Consider the following 22,428-nt stretch of genomic DNA (forward strand, 5'->3'; position numbering starts at 1 on the left):
AAGGGATTATATTTGTATTATAACTTAAGATAATATACTGTAATGAAAATTGAACATTTAGCAATTTGGGTTGATGATATAGAATTAATTCGAAAATTTTATATGAAATATTTTAAAGTTACTTGCAGCGAAAGGTATAATAATCCTAAAAGAAATTTTACGTCATATTTTTTATCTTTTGGAGAAGATAAAACTCGAATTGAGTTAATGCATATTCCTGATATGAAAAATTCTGTAAATAGACAAAACTTAAAAGGATTAGCTCATTTTGCAATATCGGTAAGAAATAAAGATAAGGTAGATGCTTTTACTGAACGATTGAGAGCAGACGGTTTTACAATTGCAAGTGAACCAAGAACTACAGGTGATGGATATTACGAGAGCGCTGTTTTAGATCCGGAAGGCAACTACATAGAGATAACGGTATAATATACGACATGTAATTAACTAAAAAGACTATATCTTTGTCTACATGTTTGCCAATCGTACAAAAAATTCATTAATTCTGTTATTTTTATTCTTTTTCTCTGTTTTTGCTGCAAGAGGACTGGAAGGGTTCAGATATTCAAATTATCGATGGATTTATACCTGGGGAACTATGTTTTCTTTTTTTGTTCATTTTACTTCTGTTTTACTATCAATAATCAACTCAGTTGAAATTGTAATTAGTAAAAAAAAAATTAAATTTAAATGGGGAGTTTTACTCATAAGCCTTTTTCCTTTATTATACTGGATATTGGGATTAGTATATATTTCAATGAAAAATTTGTCAGTTTAAAAAATATATGTAAATTTGAACTGTAATTTAATTTGTTACAGTAATGAATGACAGACATTTTATACTATCCATGCATATTTTAACTCTTATGGCTAAAAATTCAGATGAATGGCTTTCTTCTGAATTTATATCTGGAAGTATTAATGTTAACCCGGTTTTAGTAAGAAAAGAGTTATCCAACTTAAGTAAGCATGGTTTTATCCAAACCAAAGAAGGAAAAAACGGAGGGAGTAGATTAAACAAGCCGGCGGAAAAGATTATGTTGTCCGAAGTTTATGCTAGCGTGTACAATCAGACCTTATTAGGAAAGCTTCTGGCGGATCCTAATCCCAAATGTTGTGTAGGAAAGAAAATAAACGAAAATATTAATGAACTCAGCAGTTCCATTGAAGAAGTAGTACTTAAACAGCTACACACACAAAGTCTGATGGAATTCAGTGAAAAATTTTAATTTTTTTTTGACCTATACTGTAACATATAAAGTTTCAGTTTTAAATTTAAATAATATATACATATAGTTATGAAAAAAATAGTATTGATAGGAGCCACCGGATTTATTGGCTCTGAATTAGTAAACGAGTTACTTAACAGAGGATTTGAAGTAACAGCCATCGCTAGATCCGTTGAAAAAGTTAAAGTGAAAAGTGAACATTTAAAGGTAGTTAGCGTTGATATATTTGATAAAGAAAAGCTGGCAGAAGTTTTAAAAGGTAATGATGCCGTAATTAGTGCCTATAACCCCGGATGGACTAACCCGGAAATTTATGAAGATACAATAAAAGGATACCGTTCTATAATTGCCGCAGTAAAACTGGCAGGAATTAAGAGATTGCAAGTAGTAGGAGGTGCCGGTAGTTTATTGGTAGCACCAGGAAAAACAGTGGTAGATACCGGGGTAATTCCAGAGGAGATTCTTCCCGGAGTAAAATCATTGGCCTTGGTTTTAAAGGAGCAGTTTCTTCCGGAAAAAGATCTGGACTGGGTATTTTTCTCTCCGGCAGGAGTTATAGAACCGGGAGAACGGACCGAGAAATACCGTTTAGGCTTAGATGACCTGATTACAGATGAGCAAGGAAACAGTAAAATATCAGTACAGGACTATGCTAAAGCTATGGTAGATGAGCTAGAAACTCCTCAGCATCACCAGCAGAGAATGACAATCGGATATTAAAAAAAGGAGCTGTTTAGCTCCTTTTTTTTATCAAAAAAGCGGTAGATATAATTTCATAAAATAATTTTTTAACAGATGAAGAATGATATTTTATTCTGCTGTTGATTAAATTAATAGCTGTTAAAAATTTTAAAATATGACCCAAATATCTTTATTCAATATACTATTTATGAGTAAAATATTTGGAAATATGAACGTTGTTCATTAATTTTGTTTTAGAAATTTTCCATGGGAACAGCAGAACGAAGACAAAAAGAAAAAGAAGACCTTAAAAATTCCATACTCGAAGCAGCCAAAGAACTTTTTATTGAAAAAGGATTGGAACATACGACGATTCGCAATATTGCGGAAAAAATAGATTACAGCGTAGGTACTGTATATCTTTATTTTAAAGACAAGGATTCTATACTATTTGAGATCAATAAGTCCGGATTCGGCCTTTTGAAGCAGTATATGGCAGAAGCTGTTTCCAATACGGAAGATGCATTTCAACAATTGACAGACATAGCACATGCGTATGTTAAATTTGCTTTAGAAAACAGAGAGCTTTACGATCTCATGTTTATTATGACAGCACCTATAGATCATGTTTATAAGCACTGCGATGGAGAAGGGTGGGAAGGTCAGGATGCATTTGGATTTTTGCAGACTATCATTCAACGATGTTTGGACAATGAAATGATTCAGGATGGAGAACCAGATGTACTTGCAGTTTTATTTTGGAGTACAGTACACGGAATGAGTTCTTTATATATTAGAAATCGATTAAATGTAATTGAAGAGGCTAATATTAAAAATATCATGAATTATGAAGTGTTAGACGCTTTTATAAAACTGATAAAAAAATAAAATTTTTTGCCTAATGACTAAACATTGTTCAATAAAAAATCAACGTTTATTTTCGTATTATTATAATAATTAATTTCAAAACTATGATAATGAAAAATTTTTTTTACTACCTATATGAACAAGGTTCATATTATAAACATAGATTATCTATGTGGATTTTAGCAATTTCAAGTTGTATTATTTCATTAAATGCTAATTACTTGAAAGGTCAGGTATTTTTGGAAGAATACCTGAAAGAAGGGCTTAATAATAATGAAAGTATAAAGCAGCAAACTTTTCTTTTAAAAAAAAATATGTATTCGCTAAAAGAAGCTCGTGCTCTATTTTTTCCAACTTTATCACTTGAAGGAAATTATTCTTACGCGAAAGGAGGCAGAGCTATAGAACTACCCATAGGAGATTTACTAAATCCTATTTATTCTACGTTAAATGAACTCTCTACCAGTGCGCAATTTTCAGAGGTAAATAATATTAGTGAACAACTCAATCCAAAAAACTATTATGACAGTAAAATCAGATGGTCTCTTCCCATAATTAATTCGGAAATCTACTACAATCAAAAGATTCAAAAATCAGCTTTTAACATGCAACAACTAGAATTACAAATATATAAGAGAGAGCTGGTAAAAGATATTAAAATAGCTTATTACCAATTTTGTCAGATGACAGAAGAAATAAATATATATGAGAATGGAGTAAAACTAGCAAAAGAGGGATCACGAATAAATGAATCTATGTTCAAAAATGGTAAAGTAAATAGATCAGTAGTGTTGAGATCAGAAAATGAAGTAAGCAAAAATGAAGAAAATTTATTTTCAGCAAAACTAAAATTAAAAAATACTCAGGCTTATTTTAACTTTTTACTAAACAAACCTTTTGATAGTCATATTAGCTTCATTGATTTCGAAATTTCAGATATAAATAAGGATGAAATTAATGAAGATAGCTTAGGAGAAAGAGAAGAACTTCAAAAACTTGATTTTGCCAGTAAAATATACAACTATGAGAACCAGAGTGCAAAAAGCTATTATCTACCTAAAATGAACGCTTTTTTTGATATAGGTTCGCAAGGTATCGATTGGAGATTTAATCAAAATACTCGCTATTATATGGTGGGAGTATCACTAATTTGGAAATTGTCATTAGGAGGAGAAGAACTATATAAAATAAAAAAGTCCAAAGCAAATTTGGAAATAATAAAATCAAAGCAAGATGAAGCAGAAAGGCAGCTTAAGCTACAACTATTGACAGCTATAAACTCATATAAAGAAGTCGTCAACAGTTTTTATGCTATACAAAAACGACTATCAGCAGCTCAAAAGTACTATAAAGAAGTTGAAAAGCAATTTAAAGAAGGAATGGCATTATATATAGAATTTCTTGATGCACAAAATCAATTTATCAATACGAATCTGTTATACAATATCTCGTATTACGATATAAAAATAAAATACGCTGAAGTAGAGAGAGCTAGTGCCAGTATTAACTTATCAAACTATTAAAAAATGAAAAAAATAGAAATTATAATATTTCCTGTTATTATGCTTTTATTTACTGCATGCGCCAGAAATAAAGATCAACACAAAGCAGATTTTAAGGAAAATATGGAAACAATTCCTGTTAAAATTATAGGTATAGAGAAGAAAAGTATAATTCCTGAAATTAAAGCTTATGGAATAATAAAAACACAAGAAGATGTAAAGATGTCTTTTAATATGAATGGAAGAATAAAGCGGATGTATGCAAGACAAGGAGAGTATGTACGAAAAGGACAACTCTTGGCAGAGTTGGAGCTTACAGAATTAATGGCACAAGTTGATCAGGCAACTGAAAGTTATAACAAGGCGGTCAGAGATTTCAAACGACTTCAGAATTTAAGAACAGATTCAGCAGCTACTCTTGAACAGATACAAAATGCTGAAACAACCATGAATATAGCTCGCGAATCTTTAAAAATATTAGCATATAATAAAGCGTATACAGTGATAAAAGCACCGGAAAATGGAGTTGTTTTACAAAAGATGAATAATGAAGGAGAGTTTGTTAATGCTGGGAGTCCAGTTTATATGGTGAGCTCTGAAAAAAATAATGAATTTATTATAAAAGTTTCCTTAACAGCCAACGAACGTTTGTTAGTAGCAGTTGGAGATTATGCAGAGATAGAATTGGAAGGAAAATTGAATAATAAATTTAAGGGTAAAGTTAAACATATTGCCCATAATGCAGATTATTCCACAGGTTTATATACTGTAGATATTCAAATAAACCAAAATTCCGAAAGCATATCCGTAGGGTTGTTTGCTACAGTAAATATTATTCCGGAAAGATCAATTGCCTATTACACTTTACCCCTTGAATGTTTAATAGAGGGTAACAATAAGAAAGGTTTTGTATATGTACCCAAAGAAAACAAAAGGGTTGAAAAAGTAGAACTGGATATAGACTTCATTGATAAAGGCTTATTTTATTTCAAAAAAAAGCCGGAGTATATTAATACAGTAATAAAAGAAGGTGCAGGATTTTTATCCTCCGGTTCCAGGGTGTCAATTAACCAATAAGAAATACAAACTATTATTCACTATGAATTCATTTTTAAAATTTTTCTTAGAAAGAAGTTCTCTGACTTTGCTTATTGTTTTAGGAATCTTAGCTTTAGGATGGACAACGTTGAACAACATGCCCAGAAGTGAAGATCCTGAAATCAAATATGCTTATTATGTTATAGTTACAGCAATGCCGGGAGCAATGCCTAATGAAATTCAGGAACGAATTGTAAAACCGATAGAAGATCGTTTTTACGAACTGGAGGATGTGAAAGAAATTAAAGCTCAGATATGGAGTGATATTGCAGTTACTACTATAGAATATAAATACGGAGTTGATGGAGATAGTAAATATCAGGAAGTTGTAAGAGAAATGGAGATTGTTAGAAATCAAAAACTTCCGAATAATGCATACATCCTTAGCATCGAACATTTTAAAAACAGTGATGTCAATATTTTTCAACTGGCCTTACAATCCAAAGGAGCAGATTATAAAGAATTAGAAAAATATGCTGTAAAGTTAAAAGATGTTTTAAGAACAGTAGAGGGTCTTAAAAATATAAAAACTCACGGTTATCCTGAGCAGGAAATAAGAGTTGAGCTTGATATTAATAAAATTGCCAATTATCATATTCCGGTCTCTCAAATTATTAATTATTTAAAACGTGAAAGTTTTAATATATCAGCAGGTAACGTAGTATCGGGAAATTCAGTTTTTAGTGTAAAAGCAGGTAATAAATATCAATCAGTAGAGCAGATAGCCAATACCATAGTTTATACTAAAAATAAGACAAACCTAAAGCTTAAAGATATTGCAACCGTAAAAAGAACATATAAAGAAGAAGACCACATAATCAGGCTTAATGGTCTGCAATCGGCTTTGGTTACAGCATCATTAAAAGAAGGGTATAATATAGTATCAGTCGCAGATGAAGCAAAAGATAAAATATCCTCCTTTGAAAAAAACTTACCAGATACCATTAAACTTGAAACAAACTTTGATCAATCGAGTAGTGTGGAAAAAAGATTAAAACAGTTGGGTGGTGATTTTATAATTGCTCTTTTTTTGGTAATAATAACTCTTCTGCCTTTAGGCTTCAGATCTACGTTGGTTGTTATTATATCCATTCCTCTGTCATTAGCAATAGCTTTAGTAGCTTTAAACCTGTTAGGATACAATCTTAATCAATTAAGTATTGTAGGATTGATTATTTCACTGGGTATATTGGTAGATGATTCCATTGTTGTTAACGAGAATATTGAAAGGACGGTACGTTCTGGTCTACCTTTAAAAAAAGCTATTTTAACCAGTACCCATCAAATATCTTTTGCTGTGATAGGAGTTACGGCTACCTTGATTATAGCATTTATGCCTATAGTTTTTTTACCCGAAGGCACCGGTGAATTTATAAGATCATTGCCTATGGCAGTAATCCTGGCGGTGTCAGCTTCCTTATTTGTATCCCTGGCCATTGTCCCGTTTCTTTCAAGTAAAATATTAACAGATAAAACTAATCCTCAAGGCAACATATTTTTGAGAGCCGTAAAAAAAGGAATAGATTTAACCTATAGTAAAATCATCAGAATTTCTTTAAAATATCCCGTACGGGCAGCTCTTTCAGTCATGCTTATTACTCTTTTAGGTTTTTCTGTTGTTCCCATGATGGGATTTTCACTATTCCCTAAATCGGATAAACCCCAATTTTATATGGAAATTGAAACAACTCCAAATTCATCATTGGAATACACAAATTTAAAAGCCAAAGAAGTTGAAAAAGCCTTAGCAACAGAAAAAGACATTCAATATTTTACCACTAATGTAGGAAAGGGTAATCCCAGAGTTTATTACAATGTCAATCCTATGCAGACTATGAATAATTATGCTGAGATATTTGTTCAATGCTATGAAGATATTTCCGTAGAGGAAAAAACTGAAATTATAAAAAGACTGCGAAAGAAATTAGAAAATGTATCAGATAGTAAAATCAGAATAAAAGAATATGAACAAGGACCCGCATTAGAAGCACCAACTGCTATACGGCTATATGGAGAGAATATAGATACACTACAGGCATATTCGGTTAAAATTGAAGATATAATAAAAAAGGTTGAAGGTACTAACTATGTTCAAAATCCAATACTGATAACAAAGACAGGCTTACAAATTATTATAAACAAAGAAAAAGCAGCTCTGTTGGGAGTTAACCCTACCAATATAGATCTTGCGGTACAAATGGCAATTGCCGGAATTGATGCCGGAGAAATTGAGTTGGAATATGTAGAAAATAAATCAGGTATAAGATTGACTTTACCCCGAAACAAACAACAAACTGCCGAAGTATTTGACAAAATATACATCCAATCTGATACTGGAGAATCAATTCCCTTTCAATCTGTAGCAACTATAGTTTTTGAAAAAACTCCAAGTACACTTACACGTATCAACAAAGAACAATATACCCTTATTACAGCTTCTGCTATAGAAGGATACTTATATGATAATATAAACAATGAAATTATTGAAAAACTAAATACGTTAGATTTACCAAACGGTTATAGATGGTCAGCTGCAGGAGAAAAAGAAAATCAACAAAGAGCATTTAACGGTTTTGGCATAGTGTTGATTATTTCTTTTATAGCTTTTATATCAGCCTTGATTTTAGAATTTAAAAATTTTAAATCCATTCTTATTGTATTATCTGTTATTCCTTTAGGAATTATGGGAGGAATATGGGCACTATTTATTACGGGACACCCGCTCTCATTTATTTCAATGGTAGGTTTTATAGCTTTAATAGGTATTGAGATAAAAAACTCGATCCTTCTGGTTGATTATACCCACTACTTGAGAAAAGAAGAAAAAATGTCCGTCACAGATGCTGTTGCACATGCCGGTGAAGTTAGGTTTATACCTATATTTTTAACCACTATGACTGCTGTAGCCGGTATGATACCGCTTGTGATACAATACTCTCCATTATACAGTCCATTGGCATTAGTCATTATAGGGGGATTGATAAGCTCCTTATTATTATCACGCATTCTAACTCCAGTTTTGTATAAACTATTATCACCTGCCCTGGAAAAAGAATAAGATTTTACTTTATTATTCGGGTAGAAATATTCTACCCGAATAATTATCCGTTAAAATTTAATTCATATACCTTATTTACACTGAAAACATTAAAAATAGGTTTTATAATTACCAGGCAAAAATATTATATAAATAATAACCGAAATTATATAAAACGTAATATGCCCTGATCCTTTAGTTTTGTAAAATGCTTCTGATTAAGAAACCATTTCCAATAATTTTGTTTCTGCTATTCCTGTTTTCAGTGAATATTGTACAGTCAGTCTATAGGGGTAACGAACTCTACACACAGAAGCACCAGTCAAGAGAATGCTGTAAGAAAGAAAAAGATACTCATTGCAAAACAACAGATACCAAAAACCGGCTATGCATAAACAATTCTTGCCATGCCACAGGTTTATTTGTTACAAAAGCACCAGTCTACACACTTTTCATCAATACTTTAAAAAAGTATACGTTAAAAATAAATAAATTACAATTTTTTCAATTGCAGCAGGTATATTTTGTTGCCTGGCAGCCTCCGGAATTCTAGATTTTTTCAATTTCGTTTTTGTATTCGTGAAGCTTAAGATAAAACATGGTTTACTATTTGATAGTAAATTAAATACAAAAACACTTATAAACTTTTTTTAATTATACAATCAGATTTATGATATCCAAAATATATAAAATTATTCCGCTGTTTTTTTTCATGAGCATCTACCAGCTTACTGCACAAAAAACAGTACGTTACGACTTAACCATTACAGATACCCTGGTTAATTATACAGGGAAAAATAAAAAAGCCTTTGCCGTTAACGGGCAAATACCTATGCCTACACTTAGATTTACGGAAGGAGATACTGCAGTTATATACATACATAACAACCTGAAAGGAAAAACTACCTCGTTGCACTGGCATGGTATATTGCTACCCAACCAATACGATGGTGTAGACTATCTGACATCAGCTCCTATTAAAGCAGGAGAAACGGTTGTTTATAAATTCCCGATTATTCAGAACGGTACTTATTGGTATCACTCTCATACCGGATTACAGGAGCAGGACGGAATGTATGGCGCTTTTATCATTGATAAAAAGGATGAAAAAATTACCTATCCGGAACATACGGTTCTTGTTACTGACTGGACCAATGCTAATTCCAATGATGTTTTACGCAGGTTGTATTTTCACGATGACTGGGCTGAAATACAGAAAAATAAAATACAAAAAGGAGTTACTCAAAGTTATCTGGAAGCTATTCAACAAGGGCATTTGGGAACAAAAATAAAAAATGAGTGGAAAAGAATGAGTGCAATGGATGTTAGCGATGTTTATTATGACCAGATACAAATCAATGGAAAACAAGAAGATACTATCAAAGTAAATCATAATAAAAGAGTTAAATTACGAATTATTAACGGAGGCTCCTCTTCCTATTTCTGGGTTACGTATTCCGGAGGTAAAATGCAGGTGGTTGCTGCCGACGGTAAAGATGTGGAACCGGTAACGGTAGACCGTTTTATTATGGGAAATGGAGAAACTTATGATGTATGGGTAGAAGTTCCGGATGATTCTATGTCGTATGAACTATTAGCTACTACTGAAGATCGTACCCGTACAGCTTCTCTTTGGGTTGGTAACGGAGGCCATAAAATGCCGGCTGAACGATTGAAACCGCTCAAATATTTTGAAGGAATGAAAATGATGAACGGTATGATGAAAATGAATGGAAACCTGGATCCTATGGGAATGAAAATGGGAATGCAAAAGATGGATATGAATCAGGTGATGTATCCCGAAATTAAAAATAACTCAGGCGGACATTCCGGTCATGGCGATCATGCTATGGGGATGAACATGAATATGGAGGGTGAAGATTCAAAAAATGAGCATTCAGGGCATACTATGAATCATGAATCTATGCATACCACTACTCAAAAAAATACTAATCCGGTTACATTAAACTATTCAATGCTTAAATCTCCTGTAGTTACTACACTGCCTGAAGGTCCTGTAAAAGAATTGCGTTTTGAACTCACCGGTAACATGGATCGGTATGTGTGGTCGCTAAACAATAAAACCATATCTGAAGCTGATAAAATAGTTATAAAGAAAGGAGAGAAGGTAAGAATTGTATTATATAATAATACCATGATGAGGCATCCGCTTCATTTGCATGGGCACTTCTTCCGGATTTTAAATGGTCAGGGTGAATATTCTCCCTTAAAACATACGCTGGATATTATGCCCATGGAAACCGATACGATTGAATTTGAAGCTAATGAATCCGGAGACTGGATTTTCCACTGTCATATATTATATCATATGATGAGTGGAATGGGTAGGGTATTCAGCTATGAAAATTCACCGCAAAACCCTCAGCTTCCTGATTCTGCCATGTCCTGGAAAATGTTTTCCATGATGGATAAAATGAAACGGTTCAGCATACAAAATGAATTTAGCAGCGGAGGTAATACAGGGAAATTAATGCTGGAAAATAAAAGATGGGCTTTACAATCGGAATGGAAACTTGCCTATCAATCCGATCCAGGCTATGAAGCAGAAGTTCGTTTAGGGAGGTATATAGGCAAAATGCAATGGTTTATGCCGTATATAGGATACAATTGGAATCATACAAGTTCCGAAAGAGAAAAAAATATATTCGGACAGAGGCAAAACAGACAAACCATCAATGACCTGACCATAGGTTTTCGTTATCTTCTTCCGATGCTGGTGCGTTTAGATGCCAGCGTTTCACCAACCAGCGGGCAGGTTAGAGTTAAGCTGGAAAAAGAAGATGTGGTAGTAAGTCCCCGGCTGCGTATGGACTTGTCTTTAGATGATCACCTTGAATTTACCACGCGTATGCGTTATTTACTAACCAAATATATTTCAGTTTCCGGTTACTATGACAGTGAATGGAAATGGGGAGCAGGGTTGCAGTTCAGATATTAATCATAACATTTATAATAAAAAAAGACAGCCCAATCATTGGGCTGTCTTTATCTTAAAAGGGCTATTTAGAAAACAAAGTTCTTAATTGTTCCAATGTATTTCCACCACCGGAAAGGCTGATTTCACCAATCTTATCTGCTATCTTTTCCATGTATTCCATTTCTTTCAACTTCCATAACATACTATTTTCTTCCATTAGTTTGGCAGTATTCAACAAACTACGTGTAGAAGCAGTTTCTTCTCTTCGGGTAATGCTATTTGCCTGCGCCTTCTTTTCAGCAATTAAAACCTGATTCATTATCTCCTTGATCTCTCCGGGAAGGATAATATCTTTTAAACCACAATCCATAAGTTCAACACCAAGTTTTTTAGCTTTATCGGCGCAAAGGGCAAGTATAACAGAGGCAATTTCCGTCTTAGTATCCATTAACTCGTCAAAAGTCAATTTCCCCACGTACTCTCTTAACGCAAACTGAACACAAGTATATAATTGTTTATCAAAATCCTTATTTTCTACCAGGGCTTTAACAAAATCTATTACTTGATAAGTAATTGTAAAATTGATTCTAAGCTGAGCTTTATCACGGGTAAGGATTTCCTGTCCCGGTATTTCCATTGAAATTTTTCGTACATCCGATTTAACTACATGTATGGTTGTATTGTTTTTCCACCAGTAATAGGAACCGGCTTCCAGTAAACCTTCAAATTTACCGTCAATAAAAAGCAACCCTTTTTCGTAGGACTGGATCTGATAAGTTCTTATATATTTAAAGAAAATATCTCTGGTAAATAAATTTTTATCAATAGATTCATCCATTTCAAGAGAATTTAGATCAACCGTAGTAAAAGAAAAAACCTCATTACTTTTCCAGAAAGCGTGTTTCCCGGCTTCTAGTATAGTATAAAAATTTTTATCTTTATATACTAAACCTATTTCATTATCCGCAAGGGCAAAAACTTGTAACTTTTCCTTTAATTTTTCATTTAAAAGTAAAGTTTCTAAATTAATATAAGGATTAAAAGGTTGCTCCATGTCGTAAATTTCCAGTATTTCTTTCCAAAAAATCCAATGAGAACCTTTTTCCAAAATTCGTATCAATTCACCATTTTTAAATACCAATCCAATCGTGTTGGTAATAATTCGTACTTTTTTCATAAGTATAAAATTTACATTATAATTATTATTTTATAAATTAAAAAGGTGTATTGAAAAGAAATTCCTTTCCTTATACGGAAACAAAAGAGGTTTAAAAATGTTTGATATAATCATTTTTGTTTTTAATCACTAAAATTTAATGGTTTAATATTTTAGTGAATTCACAAAATGTTTATAAAAATTATAAGTAAACCTGGTTATGTTTTCAGAGTATTCGGTAAAGTGCCGTTTAATTATCCAACGATAATAAGCCGAATCTCCTTTCAATAAACCTAAGTCGAGAAATTTTTTAAGGTATCTCATCCTTCCTACTAATAGATTTACAGTCTATTAAACAAACCGATGTCCAATTAAGAGTTGGATGCTGGAATCGAACCAGCCAGATTTATACTGTGCTCTACCCATTGAGCTATGCTTTAAAAAACAACAGGACTCGAACCTGTAACCCCAGCGTCCATGGTTAGCAGACACACGTTTTGTTTCCAGTATGGTAACAGCCAAAGGCTTATACCACTTCCATGCTATACAGAAACATGAGATTCAGACAACGAACCGGTGTTACTCGTACTCAGGCAGGGAATTGAACCCTAATCTCCAGATTGAAAATCTGATGCACTTGCCATTATGCTACTTGAGCGAATCATTGAAAGTAGCTATTAACTATTTCAATACTGCAAATATGCATGCCTAAGTGTGTTATAGAATTGCGTAATTAAATAATTTTATATAATTTTTTTTATATAACTGTAAATCATTATTTTATTTATGATTTAATTTTTTTAATTAGAGAGATAATTCTCAGTTACGCAATTATATTGCGTCTTTTAAATTAAAATGAATTATATTTGAAAAGATAAGAACAATATGGCGACTAACAAATCTGCATTAATACGTTACAGAACTATAGATAATTGTTTACGAAACCCATATCGGAAATGGACACTTGAAGATTTGATCGATAAGGTTTCCGACGCATTATATGAATATGAAGGCATAACCACGGGTGTAAGTAAGAGAACAATTCAGGCCGATATTCAGTTAATGAGAAGCGATAAATTAGGATATAATGCACCTATTATTGTTAAAGAAAGAAAATATTATGTTTATGATGATCCTGAATATAGTATAACCAACTCACCAATCACCGATGCCGATATGGGGAAAATGAAGGAAATTGTAGCTGTATTAAAGCAGCTTAACGGTTTTCAGTATTTTGATGAAATGAGTGAAATGATAGCCAGATTAGAGAATAGTTTATATAAAACAGAAGATAAAAAACAGGAATTTATACAATTTGAAGGAAATCAACGATTAAGAGGTATTAAATATATTACTCCTATTTATCATGCAATAGTTCATAAAAAACCATTACTTATTAATTATAAATCTTTTAAAGCCATACAGGCTAGGCAATCTGTTTACTATCCTTATCTACTCAAAGAATATCGTAATCGCTGGTTTCTGGTATCTAAGCAGAAAAGCGGAAAATTTCTTTATAATCTTGCCTTGGATCGTATGGAAGAAGTCTACGAATTGGCAGCAGAACCTTATGTTGAGTATGAAGGGGTTGACTTTAACCGTTATTTTGACGATGTAATAGGAGTTTCCAAAACAGAAAAAGATAGGGCACAAAAAGTTATTTTATGGTTTAATAAAGATAATGCTCCCTATGTAATTACTAAGCCTTTGCATAGCTCTCAGCAGATTGTAAAGAACGAAGAGGATGGAGGTATAGTAATACGAATTGATGTAGTACTTAATTTTGAACTGGAAAGAGAAATATTAGGTTTTGGAGATACAGTAAAGGTGTTAAGTCCCAGATTATTGCAGAAAAAAATAAGAAAAAAGTTATTCAGTGCATCCCAATTATACACCGAAGCAGAAACAGAATCTGAAGATTAGTAAAAAAACAATTTATCTTTCACTTTTAAGTCTTGGGATTTGTAAATCCCATTTCACAGCTATATAACGTAGTAGTACAACTACTCCAACAGTGATAATGCTTATAAAAGGAAGTTGAAAATTAAACAGTTGTAAAAATACAAAACAGCTACCTCCTAAAATACAAGGAAAGGCATATATTTCACGTTTAAATATCTGAGGAATTTTATTTAGAAAAACATCCCTGAGAATTCCGCCAATAATACCTGTAATAGTTGCCATAGAAATAATAACCCATGAGTTATAGCCTAGAAGCATGGCCTTTTCTGCACCGACGACTACAAATAAGCCCAGCCCGATACTGTCACTCCAGAAGAAAAATCTGTTGAGATGGTTAAGATGTTCCCTTAGAAAAATATAAAATAAAAGAGCCAGAAGTGTACACCATAAATAGATACTGTTTAGCATCCAAAAAGGAGTTATATCTAAAAGAAGATCCCGTAAAGTTCCCCCGCCCACAGCAGTTACGAAGCCCAGAACAAACGCTCCGAACCAGTCGCAATTTTTAGTAGCAGCTCCTCGTATACCGTTAATAGCAAAAGCAAAAGTTCCTATAAATTCAATGATTTCCACATATCGGATTTGTAGGAGTAAATCAATTACAGATTCTTTCATTTTTCTGACTAAATTTTAAAAATTTTGCAATATTACAATATTTATTAAAAATTTTAGAAAAGGATAACCATAATTTATTAATCCGAGTTTGTAATTATTTTATGGCAAGAATGGCTTCAGCTAATAAAGTACAATATTCTAAATTTTCCGGAAGATTTAATATGTCTCGTTCAATTTGATAAATCCGGTTGGTAATAGATGTTATATCAGCACCTGTCTTTTTGAGAATGAAAATATCCGGAATGTAATTCTTAAATTTATTGCTACCATTAATAATACCTTCAAAATTAGAGTGCCAGTTTATCCATAAAATATCATTGATTTTTTTGAAGAGAATAAAATCCTGACTTGTCTTTAGCGTATTCTTAAGGCCATTGCTTCGATTAAATAAAAGAAGTAATGATTCGGTTTCTTCAATCAAAGTTTTATCTTCAAAATAGTTAGCAGTATTAATAGCCAGATAAGGAAAATCCAATTCATTATTTTTATCAAAAGCAGAAGCATAGGAATGTCCGGAATTATTGTAAGTAATTTGGGCTGTAAGTTCCGCTAATAATAAATAAGTATTAGGTGCAAAATCAGTGTTTAACGTTGAAAAATCTTTTAATTTCTGATAAATTTCATAAGCAAACCGCCACTGTTCAATATCCGGGATAATAGTGTATAATTCTCTAACCGGATCAGGTAAGGTATCTATGTAGACATCAAATAATGAGAGTATAGAACAAGCCCATCCCGGTTTAACCTGATCCGGAATATTATCTAAAATCAAAGGGCTTGAATTATTTATTAGATACTCTTGCTTTTTATCCATATTCTTATTGAGGGGGCAAAGGTACAAAAATGACTTATATAAGTTTTAATTCAGTAATTAATTTTTGCTTGTGTAAATAACAATCTGTTTATGAATTTATGAGGTAATATAATCTTTAAAAAGTTTCAATTTTCGTACCTTTGCATTTGTCTTAAAAATATCTGTAAATCTATAATTTTAAGACAATTAAATTTATGAATCAGGATTATATAAAAATATACGGAGCCAGAGAACATAATTTGAAAGATTTGTCTTTGGAAATTCCCAGAAATAAGTTGGTGGTAATTACAGGATTGAGTGGTAGTGGTAAATCATCATTGGCATTTGATACTATTTTTGCAGAAGGTCAGCGAAGATACATTGAAACTTTTTCAGCCTATGCCCGCCAATTTTTAGGTACTTTGGAACGTCCGGATGTTGATAAAATTGACGGACTTTCTCCTGTTATAGCAATAGAGCAGAAAACTACGTCTAAAAATCCTCGTTCGACTGTAGGAACAGTTACAGAATTATATGATTTTTTCCGTTTATTGTATGCGCGTGCATCTGATGCCTACTCCTATAATACAGGAGAAAAAATGATTAAATACTCGGAAGATCAGATTATCGATTTGATTTATAAGGATTTTTTAGGAGAAAAAGTACTGTTACTGGCGCCATTAATCCGTTCAAGGAAAGGACATTACCGAGAATTATTTGCAGGTCTGGCAAAAAAGGGTTTTTTACAGGTTAGAGTTGATGGAGAGCTTAGAGAGATTGGAAAAGACATGAAGCTGGATAGATATAAAATACATGATATAGAAGTGGTTGTGGATAAGTTAGCTATCGATGAAAATGAATACAATCAGCGCATTTTATCTTCTGTCCGTTTAGCTATGCAGCATGGTGAGGGTACAATCATGTTGCTTAAACAGGGTGAAGAACAAGGGAAATATTTTAGTAAAAATCTCATGTGTCCTACTACGGGAATTTCTTATCAGGTACCTGAACCCAATACGTTTTCATTTAATTCTCCCAAAGGGGCATGTGAGCACTGCAATGGTATAGGAAGAGTGAAAGAAATTAATATATCTAAACTTATACCTAACACCAAACTGTCTTTTAATAAAAATGTTTTTCCAGTCTTTGAAGAATTAAAACATACCGGGTGGATTATGTCGCAGATAGAAATTATTTTGAAAAAAAATGGTTTTGACATGAGTACTCCTTGGGAAAAACTTTCTGAGCAGGCGCAAAATGAGGTGTTATATGGTGCTAATGAAAAAATTACCATGGATTTGGATTATGCTCAGATCAAGAAGACCTATAAGATAAGTTTTGAGGGTGTGCTGGAACATCTGACCCGTTTAACGGAAGGTAATGAAGAGGGAGATACTCAAAAATTTAAGACCCAGATATTTGAAGATAATATTTGTCCGGTTTGTCAGGGAGCACGTTTAAAAAAAGAAAGTTTATTTTTCAGGCTTGATGAGAAAAACATTTCAGAAATATCAAATTATTCGTTAAAACAATTAGATGTCTGGATTAAAGAACTTCCCGCAAAAATTTCCGAAAATCAAAATATAATAGCCAAAGAGTTGTTGCAGGAGATAACCAAAAGGTTAAGTTTTCTGTTAGATGTTGGGTTGGAATACTTAAGTTTAAACCGTCCTTCTCAAACGCTTTCCGGAGGTGAATCCCAAAGGATACGTCTGGCTACGCAAATTGGTTCTCAGCTGGTAAATGTACTGTATATTTTAGATGAGCCTAGTATTGGTCTACATCAAAGAGATAATGTAAAATTAATAGAATCACTTAAAAAACTAAGAGATTTAGGAAATTCGGTAATAGTTGTAGAGCATGATAAAGATATGATTTTACATGCAGACTATGTGATTGATTTAGGGCCTTTTGCTGGCAAAAGGGGAGGGGAAATAGTATGGCAGGGTGAACCTAAAGATATATCAGAAGCTAATACGTTAACATCTCAATATATAAACGGTCAGCTAAAAATTAATGTTCCGGATGAAAGAAGAGCAGGAAATGGTCATCATTTAAAATTATCAGGTTGTACCGGAAATAATTTAAAAAATGTAACCTTGGATATTCCGTTAGGAAGTTTAGTATGCATCACCGGAGTTTCAGGTAGTGGTAAATCTTCTTTGATAACCAATACTTTATACTCCATTTTAAACAAGCATTTTTATCGCGCTGAAAAGCTGCCTTTACCATACAAAAAAATTGAAGGAATAGAATTTTTGGATAAAATTGTAGATGTTGATCAATCTCCTATTGGCAGAACTCCACGTTCTAATCCAGCTACCTATACCGGAGTTTTTACCGAAATAAGAAATCTTTTTGCTCAACTTCCAGAATCTAAAATAAGAGGATATAAATTAGGACGTTTTTCATTCAACGTTAAAGGAGGAAGATGTGAAGTTTGTCAGGGTTCCGGACTAAAGCTTATCGAAATGAATTTTTTACCGGATATCTATGTTCATTGTGAAACCTGTCATGGGAAACGATTTAATAGAGAAACCTTAGAAGTTCGGTATAAAGGAAAATCTATTTCCGATGTTTTGGATATGACTATCGATGAAGCGGTTGAATTTTTTCAACCCATACCTAAGATTTATCAAAAGATTAAAACTTTACAAGAAGTAGGATTAGGGTATATAACTTTGGGACAACAGTCTACTACTTTATCGGGAGGCGAAGCACAAAGAGTAAAATTAGCTACTGAACTAAGTAAAAAACAAACCGGAAATACTATTTACATATTAGATGAACCTACTACTGGCTTGCATTTTGAAGATATTCGTATACTAATGGATGTTATTAATAGGCTGGTTGATTTAGGTAACTCTGTACTTATAATTGAACATAACCTGGATGTTATCAAAGCTTCTGATTATATTGTGGATATAGGATTGGAAGGAGGAGATAAAGGAGGTAAAATTGTGGTGCAAGGAACTCCGGAAGAAATAATAAAAAATAAAGTAAGTTATACAGCAAAATATTTAAAAGAGGAAATGCTTTAAAATATTAAATACGTGTAAAGTATAAAATGTATTAAAATAAAGGTCTTTTTTAGCGGGATTTTTATATTTTTGCATCGATTTTTAAATTACTATAAAGTTAGATTATGCCTAAGCAAAGAGATTCTTTTTTCGATTCTATAAAATTTATATTAATTTTTTTAGTGGTTCTTGGTCATTTGCTGGAAGCAGTAGCAGGCATAAATCATTTGAATCGAGTAGCTTTCGATTTTATATATACCTTTCATATGCCTCTTTTTATTTTTATTTCAGGCTATTTTTCTAAAAATATTACTTGGAATAAATTTGTGAAAAGCTTTAAATCATTATTTTCAACTTATGTTGTTTTCCAGTTTTTATTTATTTTATTTCAGTTCTTTTTTTCAGGGAAATTTGATTGGTTTAAGTTTCTCTTTTTTCCTCAAAGCGTTTTATGGTACATAGCAGGGTTGATGATTTGGCGCTTTTTATTCTATTTTATTGAAAAATTTAAAATTTCATTTATACTGGTATTTACTATTTCATTAGTAATTACTTTTGCTTTAGGTTTTACGAAAGATGTAATTCCTTTTTCAAGAATATTAACTTTCTTCCCTTATTTTATTTTAGGATATTTTTGCAGTGAAAAGTTTATAAAAAAAATAAGATCTATAAATAAAATATATTTTACGGCCTTCTTAATTTTATTTTTTTTAGCACTGTATTTTACAACAAGTAATTTATATAGATACAATCTTTTTGGAGAATCTACTTACAACGCTTATCCAACTATATTGGAAGGAATTGTTTACAGAGGAGTATGGTTTTTGATTACCATTATTGTTTCCATAGCTTTTATAAATGTGATGCCTGTTATATTTCCTAATTTAGGATTAAATACAATGGAGATTTATTTGCTTCATCCACTCTTTGTTTATTACATATTTAATATTATTGTAGGTTATTATCATTTAAACCCACCTTTTATCTTGGTTTTTTTGTCAGCTGTGCTTATTGTTATAATTTGTTTATATTTAGGAAAGTTGAAATTTATTAAATACCTAATAAATCCTATGGATTTATGGAAAAAACGGTCCTGATTATATTAAATAACAAATAATATAAATATTTATATTCATTTATTAAATTATTCTTATTTAATATTATATTTTGTTTTTGTAAGATTTTCAGTATAAATTTTTATACTTATAAATATTTTATATAAGTAAAAGTATGTATCTTAGTTGATAATTTATAATAATATAAAAATCTTATGAAAAGAATTTTTCTTATATTAACTCTTTTTGTGATTAGTAGTTCTTTTTCGCAAACAATAGACCTCGAAACAGTTAAAAAAGAAGTAATAAATAAAAACTCTTCATTTTATTATGAAGATTTGGTAAAGCAATTTATTGAACATCCTGAAACTTTTCGAGCTGATACAGTAAAATCTGAATATTTATATTACGGTAAATTATTTTCTACCTACTATAAGAAATCATCTGAGGTTAAGTCGCAAAATATGCGGTTGATAAAATTAACCGGAGATAAAAAATATTCTAAAGCTATTGCTTTAGGAGAGAATTTGATCGAAAAAGATCCTGTAAATTTAGTTATTATAATGAATTTAATTAATTCGTATAAAAACCAAAATAAGGATGAAAACAAAGATAAAATAAATAAATTATCTCTACAGGCAGAGATTTTGCTAACTGCTATAGCCAAGTATGGTGATGGTAAATCTAAGGAAACTGCGTTTAAAGTTATTGCTTTAGGGGATGAATATATTCTGCTAAATTATTTAGGGATTAATTTGGCTAAATATACTCGAAAATCGGAAAATTCGAAAACAAAAGAAATTTTAGATATCTGGACGAAAGATAATAACTTCGCAGATGATCATAGAGAGAAAATTTATACAGTTGTATACTCAAATGTAGATTAAATTTTTTGAATATTTATCGTACTAAATAAGTTTTATTTTTGGTTAGTTAAAATTTTAACATAAAAACCGATAGTTTTTGACATAATTTTTAATTTTATTAAATTCTGTGCAATATCAGTTGAAGATGATTGGATATTCATAATACAAATACTTATATTTACAAAAAATATTATTTATGATTGTTCACGATTTTAGTCAAACTAAATCTATATTAAATCATTTTGTAGCAGAGTTAAGAGACGTTGAAGTACAAAAAGACCGAATGCGTTTCAGAAGGAATTTAGAAAGAATAGGTGAAATATTAGGGTATGAATTAAGTAAATCATTAAATTACCATACTGAAAATATTAAAACCCCACTTGGAATTAAGCCTACAGACTTATTGGATCAACAACCTGTTCTATGCACCATATTGCGTGCAGGGTTACCTTTACATCAGGGAATGATGAACTTTTTTGATCAGGCAGAAACTACGTTTGTGTCTGCTTTTCGTCATCATCCAAATGGTGAAAAGGAATTTGAAATTGTGGTTGAATATCTGGCTACTCCTTCTCTACAGGATAAAACTTTAATCATTTCTGATCCTATGTTAGCTACGGGTGAATCATTGGCTAATGTGTATGAAGTATTATTAAGTCAGGGAGTTCCTAAAAAAGTTCATATTGTTGCAGCTATAGGTTCAAAACCTGGAATTGATTATATAACTAAAAAACTTCCCGAAAATTCTGAACTATGGATTGCTTCTGTTGATGAAAGGCTTGATGATAATCAATATATTATACCAGGATTAGGTGACGCAGGAGATCTTGCTTTTGGTAAAAAATTGTCAAAATAAACTGAATTTTTTAAATTCAATTAAAAAGCTGAAGTTTAAACTTCAGCTTTTTGTGTTTAATAAAATTACTAATGATTTTAAGAGTAAAAGGTTATACTAACTTGGTTGTACAAATTTATTTTTTTGAATATTCTTCTTCATAATCACAGATGCGTTGAACTTTAGGAGTGGAACCTCCTCCGCTAAATTCAGATTCAAGCCATGTGTTTAGTAAGCTTTTAGCAAGTTCATGTCCAATAACTCGTTCCCCAAAGCAAATAATTTGAGCATTATTACTTTTTCTCGCTCTTTCAGCAGAAAACGGGTCATGACATACGGCTGCTCTTACACCAGGTATTTTATTAGCAGTTATAGCCATACCTATGCCAGTTCCACATGTTAATACAGCTCGTTCAAATTCTCCTGAAGCAACAGCTTTGGCTACATTTGCTGCAACATCCGGGTAAAGAACCACTTCACCTTTTTCTGCTCCAAAATCCTTTACTTCATATCCTAGCTTTTCCAAATATTCTTTTAATACTATTTTTAATGCATAAGCCGCTTCATCACAACCTATTGCTATTTTTTTCTTTTCCATGATATACTATTATATTTTCTGAATTAGTAAATGACTTAATTTCAATAACACAAATATACTTACTAAAACAAAACTAAACAATACTATTACGAAATAATTTTTATGATAATTAACAGTTTTTATCATAGATGTATAATATATTAATTGATAATCAGTTAATTAATTAATTATTAAAT

General features: G+C 31.7%; 19 protein-coding genes and 1 tRNA gene. 15 read left to right on the forward strand and 5 right to left on the reverse strand.

The features are described 5' to 3' along the window. Nucleotides 1-42: 42 nt before the first annotated feature. The 10 genes from EOV51_RS09065 to EOV51_RS09110 all read left to right on the forward strand — a co-directional run bounded on the left by EOV51_RS09065 (nucleotide 43) and on the right by EOV51_RS09110 (nucleotide 11,373). Nucleotides 43-429 carry a VOC family protein gene (locus tag EOV51_RS09065; RefSeq protein WP_128152019.1) on the forward strand — a complete coding sequence of 129 codons (387 nt, stop codon included), beginning with the start codon at nucleotides 43-45 and terminating at the stop codon, nucleotides 427-429. A gap of 43 nt (nucleotides 430-472) precedes the next feature. After that, nucleotides 473-778 carry a hypothetical protein gene (locus EOV51_RS09070; RefSeq protein WP_128152021.1) on the forward strand — a complete coding sequence of 102 codons (306 nt, stop codon included), beginning with the start codon at nucleotides 473-475 and terminating at the stop codon, nucleotides 776-778. Nucleotides 779-821: 43 nt separating this feature from the next. Then, entirely contained in the window at nucleotides 822-1,229 is a 408-nt protein-coding gene (locus EOV51_RS09075) for an Rrf2 family transcriptional regulator (protein WP_128152023.1), read from the forward strand. A 69-nt stretch (nucleotides 1,230-1,298) separates the two neighbouring features. Then, nucleotides 1,299-1,949: an NAD(P)-dependent oxidoreductase gene (locus EOV51_RS09080; protein WP_128152025.1), complete on the forward strand. Its 651-nt coding sequence runs from the start codon at nucleotides 1,299-1,301 to the stop codon at nucleotides 1,947-1,949. A gap of 228 nt (nucleotides 1,950-2,177) precedes the next feature. Then, nucleotides 2,178-2,798, forward strand: a complete 621-nt coding sequence (locus EOV51_RS09085; protein ID WP_128152027.1) for a TetR/AcrR family transcriptional regulator — start codon at nucleotides 2,178-2,180, stop codon at nucleotides 2,796-2,798. Nucleotides 2,799-2,887: 89 nt separating this feature from the next. After that, nucleotides 2,888-4,300, forward strand: coding sequence for a TolC family protein (locus tag EOV51_RS09090; RefSeq protein ID WP_164875273.1), 1,413 nt, complete (start codon nucleotides 2,888-2,890; stop codon nucleotides 4,298-4,300). 3 nt (nucleotides 4,301-4,303) lie between these two features. Further along, nucleotides 4,304-5,356, forward strand: coding sequence for an efflux RND transporter periplasmic adaptor subunit (locus tag EOV51_RS09095; RefSeq protein WP_128152031.1), 1,053 nt, complete (start codon nucleotides 4,304-4,306; stop codon nucleotides 5,354-5,356). Nucleotides 5,357-5,378: 22 nt separating this feature from the next. Next, nucleotides 5,379-8,435 (forward strand): efflux RND transporter permease subunit, encoded by a 3,057-nt coding sequence (locus EOV51_RS09100; RefSeq protein WP_128152033.1) that lies wholly within the window; start codon nucleotides 5,379-5,381, stop codon nucleotides 8,433-8,435. Between the two features lie 187 nt (nucleotides 8,436-8,622). Then, nucleotides 8,623-8,967: a hypothetical protein gene (locus EOV51_RS09105; RefSeq protein ID WP_128152036.1), complete on the forward strand. Its 345-nt coding sequence runs from the start codon at nucleotides 8,623-8,625 to the stop codon at nucleotides 8,965-8,967. Between the two features lie 117 nt (nucleotides 8,968-9,084). Continuing rightward, nucleotides 9,085-11,373: a multicopper oxidase domain-containing protein gene (locus EOV51_RS09110; RefSeq protein WP_128152038.1), complete on the forward strand. Its 2,289-nt coding sequence runs from the start codon at nucleotides 9,085-9,087 to the stop codon at nucleotides 11,371-11,373. Nucleotides 11,374-11,434: 61 nt separating this feature from the next. Here the strand turns inward: EOV51_RS09110 and EOV51_RS09115 are convergent, their stop codons facing one another. Further along, nucleotides 11,435-12,529, reverse strand: a complete 1,095-nt coding sequence (locus EOV51_RS09115) for a slipin family protein (protein WP_128152040.1) — start codon at nucleotides 12,527-12,529, stop codon at nucleotides 11,435-11,437. Between the two features lie 565 nt (nucleotides 12,530-13,094). Continuing rightward, nucleotides 13,095-13,166 (reverse strand) — tRNA-Glu (locus tag EOV51_RS09120). Nucleotides 13,167-13,393: 227 nt separating this feature from the next. On the opposite strand from EOV51_RS09120, the gene EOV51_RS09125 reads away from it, so the two are divergent. Next, complete coding sequence (locus EOV51_RS09125; RefSeq protein ID WP_128152042.1) at nucleotides 13,394-14,431, forward strand: helix-turn-helix transcriptional regulator; 1,038 nt, start codon at nucleotides 13,394-13,396, stop codon at nucleotides 14,429-14,431. Nucleotides 14,432-14,443: 12 nt separating this feature from the next. On the opposite strand, the gene EOV51_RS09130 is transcribed toward EOV51_RS09125, so the two are convergent. Both EOV51_RS09130 and EOV51_RS09135 read right to left on the reverse strand, forming a co-directional pair. Then, the gene (locus EOV51_RS09130) at nucleotides 14,444-15,085 is read right to left on the reverse strand and encodes a trimeric intracellular cation channel family protein (RefSeq protein ID WP_128152044.1); all 642 of its coding nucleotides are present in this window, start codon (nucleotides 15,083-15,085) and stop codon (nucleotides 14,444-14,446) included. Nucleotides 15,086-15,179: 94 nt separating this feature from the next. Further along, nucleotides 15,180-15,899 carry a hypothetical protein gene (locus tag EOV51_RS09135; protein WP_128152046.1) on the reverse strand — a complete coding sequence of 240 codons (720 nt, stop codon included), beginning with the start codon at nucleotides 15,897-15,899 and terminating at the stop codon, nucleotides 15,180-15,182. A 194-nt stretch (nucleotides 15,900-16,093) separates the two neighbouring features. On the opposite strand from EOV51_RS09135, the gene uvrA reads away from it, so the two are divergent. From uvrA to upp, 4 genes are all read left to right on the forward strand, one after another. After that, nucleotides 16,094-18,919 (forward strand): excinuclease ABC subunit UvrA, encoded by a 2,826-nt coding sequence (gene uvrA, locus EOV51_RS09140; RefSeq protein ID WP_128152048.1) that lies wholly within the window; start codon nucleotides 16,094-16,096, stop codon nucleotides 18,917-18,919. A 104-nt stretch (nucleotides 18,920-19,023) separates the two neighbouring features. Beyond that, nucleotides 19,024-19,995, forward strand: a complete 972-nt coding sequence (locus EOV51_RS09145) for an acyltransferase family protein (RefSeq protein WP_128152050.1) — start codon at nucleotides 19,024-19,026, stop codon at nucleotides 19,993-19,995. A 173-nt stretch (nucleotides 19,996-20,168) separates the two neighbouring features. Beyond that, nucleotides 20,169-20,840 carry a DUF4919 domain-containing protein gene (locus EOV51_RS09150; protein WP_128152052.1) on the forward strand — a complete coding sequence of 224 codons (672 nt, stop codon included), beginning with the start codon at nucleotides 20,169-20,171 and terminating at the stop codon, nucleotides 20,838-20,840. A gap of 175 nt (nucleotides 20,841-21,015) precedes the next feature. Beyond that, nucleotides 21,016-21,675 (forward strand): uracil phosphoribosyltransferase, encoded by a 660-nt coding sequence (gene upp / locus EOV51_RS09155; protein ID WP_128152054.1) that lies wholly within the window; start codon nucleotides 21,016-21,018, stop codon nucleotides 21,673-21,675. Between the two features lie 115 nt (nucleotides 21,676-21,790). Here the strand turns inward: upp and rpiB are convergent, their stop codons facing one another. Beyond that, complete coding sequence (gene rpiB, locus EOV51_RS09160; protein ID WP_128152056.1) at nucleotides 21,791-22,252, reverse strand: ribose 5-phosphate isomerase B; 462 nt, start codon at nucleotides 22,250-22,252, stop codon at nucleotides 21,791-21,793. Nucleotides 22,253-22,428: the final 176 nt, after the last annotated feature.

The sequence above is a fragment of the Apibacter raozihei genome (assembly GCF_004014855.1).
In the GTDB taxonomy this organism is placed as follows: Bacteria; Bacteroidota; Bacteroidia; order Flavobacteriales; family Weeksellaceae; genus Apibacter; species Apibacter raozihei.